Source organism: Ruegeria sp. CDSA077 (assembly GCF_059612265.1).
Map to the genome: position 1 here is coordinate 1,246,893 of NZ_JBXWQG010000001.1, position 15,294 is coordinate 1,262,186.

At 57.1% G+C, this 15,294-nt stretch carries 16 protein-coding genes; 8 read left to right on the top strand and 8 right to left on the bottom strand.

What is annotated here, in order from left to right; translation table 11 throughout:
• Window positions 1-94 precede the first annotated feature (94 nt).
• Window positions 95-1,009 carry a hypothetical protein gene (locus AC2FLE_RS06265; RefSeq protein ID WP_496695849.1) on the top strand — a complete coding sequence of 305 codons (915 nt, stop codon included), beginning with the start codon at window positions 95-97 and terminating at the stop codon, window positions 1,007-1,009.
• 37 nt (window positions 1,010-1,046) lie between these two features.
• Here the strand turns inward: AC2FLE_RS06265 and AC2FLE_RS06270 are convergent, their stop codons facing one another.
• Window positions 1,047-1,790 carry a heme-dependent oxidative N-demethylase family protein gene (locus AC2FLE_RS06270; RefSeq protein ID WP_496695851.1) on the bottom strand — a complete coding sequence of 248 codons (744 nt, stop codon included), beginning with the start codon at window positions 1,788-1,790 and terminating at the stop codon, window positions 1,047-1,049.
• 122 nt (window positions 1,791-1,912) lie between these two features.
• Between AC2FLE_RS06270 and dddP the strand changes: the two genes are divergently transcribed.
• The gene (dddP, locus tag AC2FLE_RS06275) at window positions 1,913-3,256 is read left to right on the top strand and encodes a dimethylsulfonioproprionate lyase DddP (protein WP_496695852.1); all 1,344 of its coding nucleotides are present in this window, start codon (window positions 1,913-1,915) and stop codon (window positions 3,254-3,256) included.
• 4 nt (window positions 3,257-3,260) lie between these two features.
• On the opposite strand, the gene AC2FLE_RS06280 is transcribed toward dddP, so the two are convergent.
• Window positions 3,261-3,443, bottom strand: a complete 183-nt coding sequence (locus tag AC2FLE_RS06280; protein WP_496692351.1) for a hypothetical protein — start codon at window positions 3,441-3,443, stop codon at window positions 3,261-3,263.
• A gap of 232 nt (window positions 3,444-3,675) precedes the next feature.
• Here AC2FLE_RS06280 and AC2FLE_RS06285 point away from each other — a divergent pair, with 232 nt between their 5' ends.
• Entirely contained in the window at window positions 3,676-4,890 is a 1,215-nt protein-coding gene (locus AC2FLE_RS06285; RefSeq protein ID WP_496695854.1) for a bifunctional alpha/beta hydrolase/OsmC family protein, read from the top strand.
• 6 nt (window positions 4,891-4,896) lie between these two features.
• On the opposite strand, the gene AC2FLE_RS06290 is transcribed toward AC2FLE_RS06285, so the two are convergent.
• The 5 genes from AC2FLE_RS06290 to AC2FLE_RS06310 all read right to left on the bottom strand — a co-directional run bounded on the left by AC2FLE_RS06290 (window position 4,897) and on the right by AC2FLE_RS06310 (window position 7,354).
• On the bottom strand, window positions 4,897-5,235 hold the full coding sequence (locus tag AC2FLE_RS06290) for a hypothetical protein (RefSeq protein WP_496688465.1): 339 nt from the start codon (window positions 5,233-5,235) through the stop codon (window positions 4,897-4,899).
• Between the two features lie 10 nt (window positions 5,236-5,245).
• Entirely contained in the window at window positions 5,246-5,803 is a 558-nt protein-coding gene (locus AC2FLE_RS06295; RefSeq protein ID WP_496692354.1) for a hypothetical protein, read from the bottom strand.
• A 136-nt stretch (window positions 5,804-5,939) separates the two neighbouring features.
• Window positions 5,940-6,527, bottom strand: coding sequence for a biotin transporter BioY (locus tag AC2FLE_RS06300; protein WP_142633110.1), 588 nt, complete (start codon window positions 6,525-6,527; stop codon window positions 5,940-5,942).
• Window positions 6,528-6,602: 75 nt separating this feature from the next.
• On the bottom strand, window positions 6,603-7,025 hold the full coding sequence (locus AC2FLE_RS06305; protein WP_496695857.1) for a DUF6314 family protein: 423 nt from the start codon (window positions 7,023-7,025) through the stop codon (window positions 6,603-6,605).
• On the bottom strand, window positions 7,022-7,354 hold the full coding sequence (locus AC2FLE_RS06310) for a hypothetical protein (protein WP_496695859.1): 333 nt from the start codon (window positions 7,352-7,354) through the stop codon (window positions 7,022-7,024). Before AC2FLE_RS06310 ends, AC2FLE_RS06305 begins: the two co-directional genes overlap by 4 nt.
• Before the next feature lie 89 nt (window positions 7,355-7,443).
• Here AC2FLE_RS06310 and purB point away from each other — a divergent pair, with 89 nt between their 5' ends.
• From purB to AC2FLE_RS06330, 4 genes are all read left to right on the top strand, one after another.
• On the top strand, window positions 7,444-8,748 hold the full coding sequence (purB, locus tag AC2FLE_RS06315; RefSeq protein ID WP_496695860.1) for an adenylosuccinate lyase: 1,305 nt from the start codon (window positions 7,444-7,446) through the stop codon (window positions 8,746-8,748).
• Between the two features lie 182 nt (window positions 8,749-8,930).
• Window positions 8,931-9,476 (top strand): tetratricopeptide repeat protein, encoded by a 546-nt coding sequence (locus tag AC2FLE_RS06320; RefSeq protein WP_496695861.1) that lies wholly within the window; start codon window positions 8,931-8,933, stop codon window positions 9,474-9,476.
• Between the two features lie 69 nt (window positions 9,477-9,545).
• On the top strand, window positions 9,546-10,637 hold the full coding sequence (locus AC2FLE_RS06325) for a flagellar motor switch protein FliG (RefSeq protein ID WP_496695863.1): 1,092 nt from the start codon (window positions 9,546-9,548) through the stop codon (window positions 10,635-10,637).
• A gap of 106 nt (window positions 10,638-10,743) precedes the next feature.
• Window positions 10,744-11,667, top strand: a complete 924-nt coding sequence (locus AC2FLE_RS06330; protein ID WP_142633100.1) for a lysophospholipid acyltransferase family protein — start codon at window positions 10,744-10,746, stop codon at window positions 11,665-11,667.
• Here AC2FLE_RS06330 and AC2FLE_RS06335 read toward each other — a convergent pair whose 3' ends face one another.
• Entirely contained in the window at window positions 11,668-12,369 is a 702-nt protein-coding gene (locus AC2FLE_RS06335; protein WP_142633098.1) for a DUF1223 domain-containing protein, read from the bottom strand.
• Window positions 12,370-12,596: 227 nt separating this feature from the next.
• On the opposite strand from AC2FLE_RS06335, the gene acnA reads away from it, so the two are divergent.
• Window positions 12,597-15,287: an aconitate hydratase AcnA gene (acnA, locus tag AC2FLE_RS06340; protein WP_496695865.1), complete on the top strand. Its 2,691-nt coding sequence runs from the start codon at window positions 12,597-12,599 to the stop codon at window positions 15,285-15,287.
• Window positions 15,288-15,294 lie beyond the last annotated feature (7 nt).

Sequence of the window (15,294 nt, forward strand, 5' to 3'; positions counted from 1 at the left end):
TGCCGATTTCTCATTTTTTTCCATTTCCGCCCAATTCTTTCCCTTATCTGTTGATAATTTGAGTCATCTGACGGAATGCACAAAGGAATGCGCAGTGACTCCGAAGCACAGCTATCACGGCGGCCTGCAGTTCACAGGCAAGACCAATGGCGCGATCGAGCGGTTTGGTGCCATCGTGGCGGCGACCCTGGAAGATTACGGCCATCTTGTTGAGCGCAAAACGATCCTGAACACGACCGAGGCGAGCATCGTCTCAAGTCAGTACCTTGTGCGCCTTACGCTGGATACCCAACTGGCTGAAACAGAAGACCGGTTTGAACGGCGGGACCGTGCGGCCGGTCTGAGAACCGTCTCGAAACCCCGGGTGACCCTGCCCGAAAACCGGTTGACGGTCACAATTACCCCTGTATCCGCCTTGCTGGACGACAGCGAGATCTCGGAGCTTATGCTTGTTGTGATCCTGTATCGCATGGTTGATATCTGTGCGACTCAGCGCGTGGAATGGCTGTCTCCGAATACAGTCCTGACCATGGAACAATTCATGAGTGCCTTTGACACTCTGGCGCCCGTTAAACAGCGGGACAGAAAACAAATTTTCGAATCCGTTTCCGGGCCGTTTGCAGGTCTTGAATTAACGGAGACAGAAGATCTGGATGAGCTAAGAAACAAAACGCAGACCTCACATGCGCGGCCAATCCAGCTGTCAGACGAGCAGTTGCTTAGCATTGCTTTTCGGACAGAACCGATCGAGCAGAAACCGGATGATCGGACCGACACTCCCCCCCTCGACCACGAGAAACCCAGTGATATCCTGCGACTTACCAGTTGGGGACTTACGGGGGCCGTGGCCAGCGTGTCGGTCCCGATCGCGGCCTCGATGGCTGCCGTCAACCTGATCCGAGGTGAAGATTTCCGCCTGAATACTCAGGTACTTGCCTATTCAGTTGCAATATCAGCGCTCAGCACCAGCGGTGCCTTTGCGGGTGTGGCAACTGCTTTAGGCATGTAGACCAATTCCAATAAGACCCTCCTAGGAAGCCCCGCCGTCAGGTGGGGTTTTCTTTTTGGCGAAGGCTTCCAGCCTCAAGAACATAGGTGTGGATCGAAAAAACCACAGCCCGCGTTTTCGGCAGCCGCAACAATGTTTGCCTCTCGCTGCGCAAATAGCACGCGGCTCCGGGTGAACTGACCTGGCGCGGTTCTGTTGCGCTTCGAGGCTGATGCAGATCGGCATCCTCATACCACAGCGCATTAAACCGCCAGAGCGGCTTATCGGGCTGAATTCCATCAAACAACCGCTGGACACGGCGCGCGATGCTTTCGTCGTAGCTGTTGACCGGTACATGGATGTCGATCAGGGGACGCATGAATTTTTCTGACAGTCGCCAACTGGCTGGAAAACACAAAACCGCGCCAGTCAAAACATGTTCGTCCCCTTGCTTTTGCAAGATACAGATATCCTCCTGCACCAGTCTGCAAAGGGTTTCCATTGGGGCCTGCCGATCAATCTGGACCTTCTGCCCATCTGCTCTCGTGACGAGGTCTGAGCATCCGGGATACGCATATTGCAACACCAGGTCCAAGACTTCTTGTGCGGCTGGTTCGGCTTCGGGCGCCAGCGCAAGAACATCGGCGCGACGCTCTTTCAACAATGCTTCCCGATATTGCATCTGGGCCGCGAATGCTTCGTCCTGATGCAACCAAGTTTCCATACTGGCGGGCTGAATACCCGGCAGCGGGCGGGGTTTCAAAGGATCATAGGGTGTAGAGGTCTGCAAAATGGTCGTCATGAACCCGACCTAACATCGGCACTTCGACTTGTCGGTCAAAAAGCGACGGATGGCGGTCGCAAATTATCAAGACGCTGAAAGAATGCTTCTTCACGCTCGATAGACAGGCAGGGAGGGCTACTATGAACCGTCACCATAGAGATATCCGCAAGATCGACCCCACCAAAGGCACAGCGCTTGGGGACGGCACTCCCAATGATTTGGACCGGATCGAGATCGGCCCCACACAGCTGGCCTTCGCCGAATGGGAAGCCGCCGGCCTGTCCTTGCCGAACCTTGAGAGGATGCGTGAGTATCGGTGGAAACGTCTGACCAAGGCCATCGTTGATCGTGGCTATGGTGGCTTGTTGATGTTTGATCCTCTGAACATTCGATACGCCACAGACAGCACCAACATGCAGCTCTGGAACACGCATAACCCCTTCCGCGCAGTGCTGTTATGTGCCGACGGGTATATGGTGATCTGGGACTACAAAAACTCACCTTTTCTAAGCCAATTCAACCCTTTAGTGAAGGAACAGCGGTCGGGCGCCGACCTGTTCTATTTCGATCGCGGCGACAAGGTCGATGTTGCCGCGGATGTACTCTCGAACGAAGTGCGGGCGCTGATTGATGCGCATGGCGGCGGCAACAAGCGGCTGGCTGTGGACAAGATCATGCTGCACGGTTTGCGCGCCCTTGAGGCCCAGGGGTTCGAGATCATGGAAGGCGAGGAAGTCACTGAAAAGTCCCGCGCCGTGAAAGGCCCGGACGAAATTCTGGCGATGCGATGTGCCAACCACGCCTGCGAGACCGCGGTGGCCGAGATGGAGGCATTTGCCCGCGCTAATGTCGGAAACGGAAGAACCTCGGAAGACGACATCTGGGCCATTCTGCATGCCGAAAACATCCGGCGCGGCGGGGAATGGATCGAAACCCGCCTGCTGGCCTCGGGCCAACGCACCAACCCGTGGTTTCAGGAATGTGGTCCCCGGATCACGCAAAAGAATGAAATCATCGCCTTCGATACCGATTTAATCGGGTCTTACGGCATCTGCATCGATATCTCGCGCACTTGGTGGATCGGGGACGAGAAACCCCGCCCGGATATGGTCTATGCCATGCAGCACGCGCATGAGCATATCATGACAAATATGGAGATGCTGAAACCGGGCGTTATGATCCCTGAACTGACCGCCAACAGCCATAGGTTGGATAGCAAGTTTCAGGACCAGAAATACGGCTGCCTGATGCACGGCGTTGGCCTGTGTGACGAGTGGCCTCTGGTCGCCTATCCGGACAAGGCCGTTGCAGGTGCCTACGATTACCAACTGGAACCGGGCATGGTTCTGTGCGTCGAAGCCGCGGTTGGCGAGATAGGTGCAGATTTCTCAATCAAACTCGAAGATCAGGTTCTGATCACTGAGGATGGGTATGAAAACCTGTCCACCTATCCCTTTGACCCACAGCTTATGGGGCTGGCCTGACCCCTCAGTTCGGCCAGTTTGACCGTTTGACGTTCCCATGCCAGTCCTCGATTTCGGTGCTGGCAAAAGATGTCGGCTGTGTCCAGTTCTGACCCGCGGCAAAACTGACGACCGCAGTTACGGCGATAGCGATCAGTAAATCTACTCGAAGATTTGTGCCATGTGGCTGAGAAGTGAGATGTACCATTGTTGCCTCCGTGGCTGGTTGTGTTCGACAGGCTCAAGATGAGGGTGGCGTTCGCTTTATTAAAGTGAATGTTTGACTGGTGATGCATCACAAAAGTTGATTCAATCTATCGCACCAGAACTCCGCCCGCCCCTGACCCAGTCTCACCTTCCCGTGACGCTTCTTACATAGGGGTTGAGACCCCTCGCTGGCGGCCACAATATTGAGGCACCTCATGACGTAAGGAACTGCCATGCCCACCGAACGCATCACCTTTGCCGGTCACGACGGCCACCAACTGGCTGCGCGCCTCGACCTGCCGGACGGGCCTGTCCTTGCTACGGCATTGTTTGCCCATTGCTTTACCTGTTCAAAAGATATCCCGGCCGCGCGCAGGATCGCAGCCCGTCTGGCAGCGATGGGTATCGCGGTATTGCGGTTTGATTTCACAGGCTTGGGTCATTCAGACGGCGAATTTGCAAACACCACTTTCACCTCGAATGTTGAGGATCTGATCGCCGCCTCACGGTATCTGGCTGGACGGAACATGTCCCCGTCTCTGCTGATCGGGCATTCTCTCGGAGGGGCAGCGGTTCTGCGCGCCCGAGCTGGTATTTCGAGTGTTAAGGCCGTTGTTACGCTGGGCGCGCCTGCCGATCCAGGGCATGTCTCGCACCATTTCGACGCCGCACTGTCGGAAATCCAACAAGAGGGATCGGCCGAGGTCACTTTGGGTGGTCGCCCGTTCCGTATTGGCAGAGCGTTCGTCGAAGATATCGCCCAATCCGCGCTAACCCCTGCGATTGCGGATTTGAAGGCCGCGCTGCTGATACTTCATGCGCCACGCGACGAAACGGTTAGTATCGACAATGCAAGCGCGATCTTTCTGGCAGCCAAACATCCCAAAAGCTTCGTGACGCTGGACGACGCTGATCACCTGATTACACGCGCGGCGGATGCGGAATATGCTGCAGATGTAATAGCGGCTTGGGTTACGCGCTATGTGGTGCTGCGCCCGCCTGCCCCACCACCGGGTGCGCCCGAAGGCGTAGTGCGGGTGACTGAGGCCGATCCCAACGGATTCCAGCAAGACATTCAGTCCGGCCCCAAGCATCATGCTGTTGCGGACGAACCGGCCTCATATGGAGGCACCGACCGCGGTATGTCGCCCTATGGCTTTGTGTCATCGGGTCTGGGAGCCTGTACTTCGATGACAATCCGGATGTATGCGCGGCGCAAGGGCTGGCCACTAACAGGCATCACTGTCGATGTTTGCCATAACAAGGTCCACGCACAGGATGCGGGTCTGATCACTGACAACAAGGTCGATCTGTTCCGCCGCAAAATCCGGCTCGAGGGCCCCTTGGATCAGGATCAGCGCGCACGTCTGCTTGAAATCGCCGACAAGTGCCCTGTTCACAGGACACTTGAAGGAACAGCGAAAATCACGACGGAATTGCTGTCGTGATCCGCATCAGCGCCGCCGCGGTGACGGGCGGTGAATAGGCGGCCGGGCAACTGGCGGCCGGGCAACCGGTGGACGTGCCGGGGGCTTGGCGACAGGGGGGCGTGGGCGCGCCGGGGGCTTGGCGACCGGAGGTTTGGGTTTGACCGGAGGCTTACCCTGCGGTGGACGATTTACATCAATGTCCACATCAACGTCGTGATAGTAGTCGTTCCAAAGCATCGAGTCATAGAACGGATCATATCCGTATCCCACACCAACCGTCACGCCGTCGCAGGCAGACAAGGTGATACTGGTCAAACCGAATACCAGCGCGGCGATCGACCGTTTCATCAGCTTACGAGTCATCCAAACCTCCTCACTGAAGCGACCGGAATGACGCGAATACGGCATTCAGGTCGTCCACATAGCCAGGATCGGCGCCGTCTCTTAATACGGCCACTGCGACAGCCACGCGATCACGCGGCAAGTCAATCACTGTGGCCGTGAAATTTATCCCCCGCCGATCACGGGTGCCGGTACCGCGGATAACCCGCGCTGGCAGACCTCCGATCCGGGTTGCGACTGTTTCCGAAACGATCGGATCTTTGACCAGAAACTTGTCGATATCCTGAAGGTATCGCAGGCCACCGTCGATGGATGACACACCAGATGGCGAGACAAATCCAATCCATACGCTGTCATCCGTTACCGGTTTGATCCCCATGACTCGGGCAACCGCGCGGGGATCGTTCAGCTCGGTGTCATCGACCTCACGCGGGCCGCCAGTACGAACCGACCAAAAATCTGGTACCGCAAAGCTGAACAAGGCGCGCCCTTCATCAGTATAGGTGATCGGTGTTTCGGCTTTTGCACTCCCTGCCCCGGCGCAAACAACCGCGCAGGAAAGGGTTACAGCCCTCAATAGATTAGGCATATCTGAATAACCTGTTGTTTCTATTGCTACAGCTTGAACTGTGTCGACCGGTTTTGTCCAGCCTCTTGTTGGCGCAACAAAAAACCGCGCCGGGATCGCTCCGGGCGCGGTTCATGTCAACTAGGTTGACTGTGGTTTAGGTGCGGGCGTCGCCCACCAGCTTCCACAGGCCGGGGATCAGCAGCGCGGCCAGCGCGAGCTTGATCGCATCACCCACCAGGAATGGTGTCAGGCCCCATGCCAGGATCGGCTGGTCCCAGCCATAGAGCTGGCCCAGCCACAGCAGGCCGGGGACATAGATCAGAACGTTGGCCAGAACCAGCGCCAGCGCCATTTTCACGACCGAACGGTCCCAGCCGCGCGCGGCCAGCGTACCCAGCATCAGGGTTGCCAGCACATATCCGACTAGGTAGCCGCCTGTGCCACCCATCATGTAAGTAAGGCCGAATTTTTCAGCCGAAGAGCCCGCGAACACGTCAAAGCCCAGCGCGCCGATCAGCAGATAGCCCATCATGGTTACCAGACCCAGCCGTGCGCCATAGGCGGTGCCGATGGTCAGAACCGCAAATGTACCCATGGTGATTGGAACCGGCCACATCGGCACTTTGATCTTGGCGGCGACGGCCAAGGCAACGATGCCCAAAGCAACCAAAACCACCTGTTTGACGCGCAGCGCCGTCCCTTCACGTGGGCCAAATGCATTGGCCAATACGTTCGCATTCATGTTGTTTCTCCCTAAACGGACCGAGATTCTGCAACAGGAATGCCCTGTCAGCGCCGCATCTGCAAGATGATTACGCTACCGCAGCATGTATTCCGTATTCATTTCGTATGATTTCCGGGGGCCGGACACGGTCCAACGGACCCTCCAGCAGGGCCAGCCTGAGAAATCATAGACTGCGTCATAGCTGTCTGGCGAGCAATTATGATGGTCCGCAGCCTGCGTCACACCCAGCCTGAGCGTGTGAAAATAGCGCCCGTCATCAAAATGCACCGCAACGCTTTCGCCCTTGTCGTGCCACAGGTAGCGGCGCGTTCCCATCATTTCGGGCTGGCCCGGAATGCGCAGAGTTACCGTCTCGTCATAGATCAGACCGTCTTTGGACCTGATGAATCGCGCAGAGCCATCGGCCAAAACCACCTGCCCGGCCCGCGCATCCCGAATGGTGCGTGACAGGCTCCAGCCTCCTTCGAAGTCGGTCAGTTCGTTTGGAAAGGTCATTCGGGATAATACCCGTCTGTGATCTCGCCTGCGCCGTCAATAAATCGAATGATGACACCGCTTTGCAGAACATCATAACACGCCCAGATATCCGAAGGCGGCCAAACCGAGCAATACTGATCGCCCTGCACGGCCCACTTTCCGGTGCTGGGACGACCCGAAAAATAATGGGTCACCCCGCTTTGGTCGAATGTTTGCCAGATGCCGTCGCCATAGCTGAGTTTTTTGCCCGACAAGGCGGTCACGATCTCATCCCCGGTCAGCGGCCAGAACTCAGTCGCCGCTGCAGCACCCGGCCAAAGGCATAAAATCAGGGCAAACCGTCTCATCACCGCACTCGCGCCTTGTTCCGTAGGGCGGCTGGGTTTAAACCGCGCCGCAACGACCTCTGCCAAATCATAAAAAGGTGCCGCTGCCAATGATTCCACGTTATTCCCGCCCCGACATGGTCGCCATCTGGTCGCCTGAGACGAAGTTCCGCATCTGGTTCGAGATCGAGGCCCATGCCTGTGACGCCATGGCCGATCTGGGCGTGATCCCGCGTGAAAACGCCGAGGCCGTGTGGAAGGCAAAGGATGTGGAATTCGATGTGGCTCGCATTGATGAGATTGAGGCCGTCACCAAACACGATGTCATCGCTTTTCTGACCCATTTGGCCGAGCATGTCGGCAGTGATGAGGCGCGTTTCGTGCATCAGGGCATGACCAGCTCGGACGTGCTGGATACCTGTTTCAACGTTCAGCTGACCCGCGCTGCCGACATCCTGATCGCCGACCTCGAAGGTTTGCTGGCCGCTCTAAAACGCCGCGCGATCGAACATAAGGACACTGTCCGCATCGGCCGCAGCCACGGCATCCACGCCGAGCCCACCACAATGGGCCTGACATTCGCGCGCTTCTATGCCGAGATGGATCGCAACCTGTCCCGCATGCGCGACGCACGAGCCGAGATTGCAACAGGTGCGATCAGCGGCGCGGTCGGCACCTTTGCCAATATCGACCCTCAGGTCGAAGAGCATGTCTGCGACAAGCTGGGACTGGTGCCCGAACCGATCAGCACGCAGGTCATCCCCCGCGACCGCCATGCCGCGTTCTTTGCCACGTTGGGCGTGATCGCCAGCAGCATCGAAAACGTTGCCATTGAAATCCGTCACATGCAGCGGACCGAGGTTCTTGAGGGGGCCGAGTTCTTCTCGATGGGGCAGAAAGGGTCGTCGGCGATGCCGCACAAGAAGAACCCTGTACTGACCGAGAACCTGACCGGGCTGGCGCGCATGGTGCGCGCGGCGGTGATCCCGGCGATGGAGGATGTGGCGCTCTGGCACGAACGCGACATCTCACACTCCTCGGTGGAACGCATGATTGGGCCGGACGCCACGATCACACTGGATTTTGCTCTGGCTCGACTGACGGGCGTGATCGACAAAATGCTGATCTTCCCCGAGAACATGATGGAGAACATGAACAAGTTCCCCGGTCTAGTGATGAGCCAGCGGGTTCTGCTGGCGCTGACGCAGGCAGGGGTCAGCCGGGAAGAGGCTTATGCTATGGTTCAACGCAACGCGTTGAAGGTCTGGGAACACCGCACAGACTTCAAAGAAGAACTTCTGGCGGATACTGACGTGACCGCCGCGTTGAGCAAGGAGGAGATCGAAGAGAAATTCGATCTCGGCTATCACACCAAACATGTCGATACGATCTTTGCCCGGGTGTTTGGCGAGTAAATTTTCGTCAAGCTCACGCAATACAGACCCGCACAATGATCTTGTGCGGGTTTTTCTTTGTCTGGTTACGTCGAGATTGGTCGAGCTTTCAAACTTGTGAATAAATTCGCGCGATCAGTTGTTAGCTTTTGTATAGAACGCGCTATGCTTATTCTGAGCAGCCCTACGAACGGAGACCAAATATGCGCCTCATCCTAGCTTCGGTTATTGCAATTCAGGCCCTTACATTTGCCCCCATGGTTCATGCCGCAGGTGGCGGCGGGGGATCGACGCCGCCAAAAACAACAAACACCACCAAGAAATGTCTGTTCGGACGGGTCTATGATGAGGCCGCGGGCAAATGCGTAAAGCCCAGCAACACCAATCTCACTCAGGAGCAGCTGTACCACGCCGTGCGTGAACTGGCATATGACGGGCAGTTCAAAAACGCCCAAGGCGTGCTGCGCGTGATGGACCAGAATGACGATCGCGTCATGACCTATTGGGGCTTTACCTATCGGAAGATGGGCAAGCTGGAACTGGCGAACCTGTTCTATGAAGGTGCAATTAACGCAAATCCCGACAATATCCTGGCACGTTCCTATATGGCGCAAGGCTTTGTTGCCGAGGGCAAAACCGATCTGGCGATTGCCCAGTGGCGTGAAATCAAGGCGCGCGGTGGCGAAGGAACCTGGGCAGAGGTTTCCCTGCGCGAGGCAATCCGCACCGGACTGACCTACAACTACTAAGCTTCAGCCTTTCTTTACCCGACTCTCTGTAATCTGCCTGTGGAACAGGAACTTTGGCACCGCAGGCAGATGCAGAACACAAACACATTGGTACAGGTGGCCCCGGGGGCTTCTGCCCAGCTGGCCAAAGAAAACGATAACGACCTTCGCTTGGTGGCCCGCAGCCTCAGCAGCCGACAAAAGGCGGCGGTGGTTGTGCGTCTCTTGCTGAATGATGGGGCGGACATTCCGCTGGAAGAGCTCCCCGACGATTTACAGGAAAAGCTAACCCACCAACTGGGCAAAATGGGCCTTGTCGACCGGGTTACCTTGGACGCAGTTGCCGGTGAATTTGCAGATGCGCTGGACAGTGTTGGCCTGTCCTTTCCACATGGTCTGGCGGGCGCTTTGGATGTGGTGAACGGCAAAATCGCCCCGGCCACTGCGGCGCGTTTGCGTAAAGTGGCCGGCATACGCCAGATCGGCGATCCTTGGCAGCGATTGCGAGAGATCCCTATAGAAGATCTGGCCGAAATGGCGCAGGCCGAAAGCACTGAGATTGCGGCCGTGATGCTATCGAAACTTGAAACCGCCAAAGCTGCGCAACTGCTAGGGCACCTTCCCGGCCCAGTTGCTCGGCGTATTACCTATGCGGTTTCGAAAACTGCAAATGTCAGCCCAGAGGCCGTCGAGCGGATCGGATGGTCGCTGGCGGCTCAGATGGATCAGCGCCCTGCCACAGCGTTTGCCGACGGACCGGGTGCCCGCGTTGGCGCGATACTGAATCAGTCCGCTGCCTCGACCCGGGACGGCCTGCTGAGCGCATTAGAAGAAGAAGACGCCGATTTTGCCACCATAGTTCGCCAATCCATTTTTACCTTCGCCCATATTCCGTCTCGCATTCTGCCCCGTGATGTACCGGCCATTCTACGCGGTGTGGAACAACCCGTCCTGGTTACAGCGCTCGCCGGTGCAGAAACGGAAGGAGACAGGGCATCGGTTGACTACCTGTTGTCCAACATGTCGTCGCGTATGGCCGAAAACCTGCGCGAAGAAATGGATGAGGTCGGAAAAATCAAACAACCCGATGCCGAGGAGGCGATGACCCAGATCATTGGCGCCATCCGGACACTTGTCGATGAGGGAACCATCACGCTCCGGGATGATGACGGTGACGAATAAAGAGAGTAAGCGCGCCTAAATCTCTGGCCGAGCAGAAAGCTTGTGGTTACCGCGATCGGCTTGTATGTCTGACCCGGCAATTCACAACAGACGCCGAGACCTTCTGATGCCCGTTGAAAAGTCTGAACTAAGCAGGTCCGAGCTTGGCAAATACTATGTATCCGGCATGTTCCTGAAAGGCGTTATCAAGGCGTTACGGTTGCTGCCCTATGAGACACGCATTGCCACAATGGGCGCCATAGCGAGAAACCTTGCGCCGTTGGTCGGGTTCTCGAAAAGAGTACGCAGCAATCTGAAACTCACCTGCCCGGACCTGACTGAATCCGAAGTGAAACGCATCTGCAAGGCCGTTCCTGACAACGCCGGGCGCGCGATCATGGAGCACTTCTCGCCCGAGGATTTCACAGAACGCCAACGCTTTGCCAAAGTCACGGGTACGGGCCTTGCTGCCTTTGATTCCGCCTTGGCGGAGGGGCGACCTGTGATGATGATCACTGCGCATTTCGGCCATTACCTAGCCGCGCGTATCGCCCTTCAAGAACGCAGCGGTCAGCCTATTGGCTGCCTCTACCGTCGAATGGCGAACCCCTACTTCAACGACATGTATGTCGATGCGTTCTACAAAACCGGCGCCCCGATGTTCGAACAAGGCCGTCGCGGGATGGTCGAAATGGTGCGGACACTCAAAAAAGGCGGGATCATCGCTATTGTGTCAGACCTGCACGCACATGGCGGGGAAGAGCTGACTTTTTTCGGCAAACCGGCCGTGACGTCGGTTTTGAATGCTGAACTGGCCATGAAATACAAAGCCGTCCTGATTCCGTGCTATGCGGTGCGTCAGCCCAATGGGGTTGATTTCGAAATCATCCTGCACGAACCGGTCCCACATACGGATCCAAAGACGATGACCCAGTTCACCAATGATGACCTCGAGGCGGTTGTCCGACAGCATATGGGTCAGTGGTTCTGGATTCATCGTCGCTGGAAAACCTGGAACGGGCTAGGCGTCCAAGCCAAAGACATGCCCTGATCAGCGAACGCGTGCTGCCGCAATAATCGGCCCATGGCCAACCCCTTGCACCAACACAACGGCCGGCAAATCTGACGTCAAAGATACCTTATAGGTCTTAGGCGCTGTCCCGTCCCATTGCCCGGCTACCGTCCAGGCCTCGACCACATTGGCATAATCCAGTTCTTGTCCGGCCAACTCTCCGCGCCGGATCGAGGCATGGCGCATCGGCGTGTATTGCACCACCCGGATGTCATAGACCTGATCCGGTGGCAAACTGATCGAGGAAACGTCGACAGTTACGTTATCTCCTGTACGCGAGGCCGAAACCGACGCCAGCGGAGCGGCCTTGGAATGGTCGCCGATCAGGTAATCCAGCTTTGCCGTATCTGCCCCTACAATATCCTGCTGACCATTCACTACCATCTGAGGCGTATAGATCACCGTACGCCCGGAATTTCCGGCATAGCTGCGCTGACGCTCAGTATGGGTGGGGTCGGCATATTCATCCTCCCATCCGATATAGTCCCAATAATCCACATGCAGCGCCAACCCGATGACGTCATCCCGATTGGCCAGATCGTGCATGATCCGGTCAGCCGGGGGGCAGGACGAACATCCCTGCGAGGTGAACAGCTCCACCACTACGGGTCCGCTTTCTGCAATGGCCGAAGTAGCTAGGAACAGGGATGCCAACGCGGTTGCGGTTGCAGATTTGAACATGTTTGCTCTCGGGTTTCATGGGGTACATTACTGGTTTAGACGGAACGCTGATCAAGCACCAATCAAGGTTTCTTGAGACTGGTGACACAAGGTTTTCTCAAAAATGTGTGCAATGGTATACAAAAATTGCCGCACCTGGTCTGTTGGACCTTGAACCGCGCGCTTGGGTGATGCAGATAGCCCTCAGCGAATCCCATATTCCACGTCATTTGAGAGGGAGGCCACAGATGCCCATCAAAGTCGGACAGGATACCGCCAAGACACGCCGCAGCCTGAGCGTGAATGGCAAGTCCATCTCGTATTACTCGATCCCCGCCGCGCAAGAGGCCGGCCTGGGTGATTTCTCGAAACTGCCCGCCGCCCTGAAGGTGGTGTTGGAAAACATGTTGCGGTTCGAAGATGACGGATTTTCCGTCTCGGTCGACGACATCAAGGCGTTTGCCGAATGGGGCGCCAAAGGTGGCAAGAACCCCCGCGAGATCGCCTATCGCCCTGCCCGCGTGTTGATGCAGGATTTCACCGGCGTTCCGGCAGTGGTCGATCTGGCCGCCATGCGCGATGGTATCAAGGCTCTGGGCGGCGACGCGCAGAAGATCAACCCGCTGAACCCGGTTGATCTGGTCATCGACCACTCGGTCATGATTGACGAGTTTGGCAACCCGCGCGCGTTCCAGATGAATGTTGACCGCGAATACGAACGCAACATGGAGCGGTATCAGTTCCTGAAATGGGGTCAGGGTGCCTTCAACAACTTCCGCGTTGTGCCCCCCGGAACCGGGATCTGTCACCAGGTGAACCTGGAATATCTGGCGCAGACCGTTTGGACCGACACGGATCAGGATGGCAACGAGGTTGCCTATCCCGACACGCTGGTCGGCACTGACAGCCACACCACCATGGTCAACGGTATGGCCGTTCTGGGCTGGGGCGTTGGTGGGATCGAGGCCGAAGCCGCTATGCTGGGTCAGCCGATCTCGATGCTGATCCCCGAGGTTGTCGGCTTTGAGCTGACCGGCGACCTGGTTGAAGGCACCACCGGCACCGATCTGGTTCTGAAGGTCGTCGAAATGCTGCGCGCAAAGGGTGTTGTGGGCAAATTCGTCGAATTCTTCGGCGAAGGTCTGGACCGTCTGCCGCTGGCCGACCGGGCAACCATCGCCAACATGGCCCCGGAATATGGCGCGACATGTGGTTTCTTCCCGATTGACGGTGAAACGCTGCGCTATCTGCGTAACACCGGCCGTGACGAAGATCGCATCGCGCTGGTCGAAGCCTATGCCAAGGAAAACGGCTTCTGGCGCGACGCAGAATACGCGCCGATCTACACCGACACCCTGTCGCTCGACATGCGCACCATCGTTCCCGCGATCTCGGGCCCGAAGCGCCCCCAGGATTATGTTGCTCTGACCGGTGCCAAGGCGGCGTTCACCAGGGAAATGGCCGAGACGTTCAAGCGACCCATGGGCAAGGAAGTCGCCGTCAAAGGCGAAGACTATACCCTAGAATCCGGTAAAGTTGTGATCGCCTCGATCACCTCCTGCACCAACACCTCGAACCCGTATGTCATGATCGGCGCTGGTCTTGTGGCCCGCAAGGCCGCAGCCTTGGGTCTGAACCGTCAGCCTTGGGTCAAAACTTCACTGGCACCGGGATCGCAGGTTGTATCTGCTTATCTTGAGGCCGCTGGCCTGCAGGAAGATCTGGACAAGATCGGCTTCAACCTCGTCGGCTACGGCTGCACCACCTGTATCGGCAACTCGGGTCCAATCCAGAAAGAGCTCTCTGAGGCGATTGCCGAGGGCGATTTGGTAGCCACGTCGGTCTTGTCGGGTAACCGCAACTTCGAAGGCCGTATCAGTCCGGATGTTCGCGCCAACTACCTGGCCTCACCGCCACTGGTCGTGGTCTATGCGCTGGCCGGTACGATGGATATCGACCTGACCTCAGAACCGATCGGTCAGGACAAGGACGGCAATGATGTCTTCATGAAAGACATCTGGCCAACCCAGCAAGAAGTGGCGGAATTGGTCGAACAGACGGTCACCCGTGAGGCGTTCCTGTCGAAATATGCAGACGTCTTCAAAGGCGACGAGAAATGGCAAGCGGTCGATACCACCGATGCCGAAACCTATGACTGGCCACCGACCTCGACCTATATCCAGAACCCGCCCTACTTCCAGGGCATGGGGACCGAGCCGGGCACAATTTCGAACATCGAAGACGCCAAGGTTCTGGCCATTTTGGGCGATATGGTCACCACTGACCACATCTCGCCTGCAGGCTCGTTTGCCACGACAACACCGGCTGGCAAGTATCTGACCGACCGTCAGGTGCAACCGCGCGAGTTCAACTCTTACGGGTCGCGCCGTGGCAACCACGAGGTCATGATGCGCGGCACCTTTGCCAATATCCGCATCAAGAACGAGATGCTGGACAGCGTCGAAGGTGGTTACACCAAAGGCCCCGATGGCGAGCAGACTTCAATCTATGACGCGTCGATGGCCTATCAGGAACAGGGCACGCCGCTGGTTGTCTTCGGTGGTGAGCAGTACGGTGCGGGATCGTCGCGCGACTGGGCGGCCAAAGGCACGGCTCTGCTGGGTGTCAAAGCGGTGATCGCCGAAAGCTTTGAGCGTATCCACCGCTCGAACCTGGTTGGCATGGGCGTTGTACCGTTCGAATTCACCGGTGGCGACTCGCGCAAGACGCTGGGCTTGAAGGGTGATGAAACCGTCTCGATCCACGGTCTGGATACGATCCAGCCGCTGCAAGAGGTGCCCTGCACCATCACCTACGGTGACGGTTCTGAGAAAACCATAACCCTTAAGTGCCGCATCGATACCGCGCCCGAAATCGAATATATCGAAAACGGTGGCGTGCTGCATTACGTGCTGCGGAACCTGGCCAAGGCCGACTAAGATCTCT

What these genes read in the sequence shown, in the direction of transcription:
- AC2FLE_RS06305 (WP_496695857.1), bottom strand. Translation starts at nt 7,025, where the DNA reads ATGACCTTTCCAAACGAACTGACCGACTTCGAAGGAGGCTGGAGCCTG.
- AC2FLE_RS06320 (WP_496695861.1), top strand. Translation starts at nt 8,931, where the DNA reads ATGCGCCTCATCCTAGCTTCGGTTATTGCAATTCAGGCCCTTACATTT.
- AC2FLE_RS06310 (WP_496695859.1), bottom strand. Translation starts at nt 7,354, where the DNA reads ATGAGACGGTTTGCCCTGATTTTATGCCTTTGGCCGGGTGCTGCAGCG.
- AC2FLE_RS06280 (WP_496692351.1), bottom strand. Translation starts at nt 3,443, where the DNA reads ATGGTACATCTCACTTCTCAGCCACATGGCACAAATCTTCGAGTAGAT.
- AC2FLE_RS06290 (WP_496688465.1), bottom strand. Translation starts at nt 5,235, where the DNA reads ATGACTCGTAAGCTGATGAAACGGTCGATCGCCGCGCTGGTATTCGGT.
- AC2FLE_RS06325 (WP_496695863.1), top strand. Translation starts at nt 9,546, where the DNA reads ATGCAGAACACAAACACATTGGTACAGGTGGCCCCGGGGGCTTCTGCC.
- AC2FLE_RS06295 (WP_496692354.1), bottom strand. Translation starts at nt 5,803, where the DNA reads ATGCCTAATCTATTGAGGGCTGTAACCCTTTCCTGCGCGGTTGTTTGC.
- AC2FLE_RS06285 (WP_496695854.1), top strand. Translation starts at nt 3,676, where the DNA reads ATGCCCACCGAACGCATCACCTTTGCCGGTCACGACGGCCACCAACTG.
- AC2FLE_RS06335 (WP_142633098.1), bottom strand. Translation starts at nt 12,369, where the DNA reads ATGTTCAAATCTGCAACCGCAACCGCGTTGGCATCCCTGTTCCTAGCT.
- purB (WP_496695860.1), top strand. Translation starts at nt 7,444, where the DNA reads ATGATTCCACGTTATTCCCGCCCCGACATGGTCGCCATCTGGTCGCCT.
- AC2FLE_RS06270 (WP_496695851.1), bottom strand. Translation starts at nt 1,790, where the DNA reads ATGACGACCATTTTGCAGACCTCTACACCCTATGATCCTTTGAAACCC.
- acnA (WP_496695865.1), top strand. Translation starts at nt 12,597, where the DNA reads ATGCCCATCAAAGTCGGACAGGATACCGCCAAGACACGCCGCAGCCTG.
- dddP (WP_496695852.1), top strand. Translation starts at nt 1,913, where the DNA reads ATGAACCGTCACCATAGAGATATCCGCAAGATCGACCCCACCAAAGGC.
- AC2FLE_RS06330 (WP_142633100.1), top strand. Translation starts at nt 10,744, where the DNA reads ATGCCCGTTGAAAAGTCTGAACTAAGCAGGTCCGAGCTTGGCAAATAC.
- AC2FLE_RS06300 (WP_142633110.1), bottom strand. Translation starts at nt 6,527, where the DNA reads ATGAATGCGAACGTATTGGCCAATGCATTTGGCCCACGTGAAGGGACG.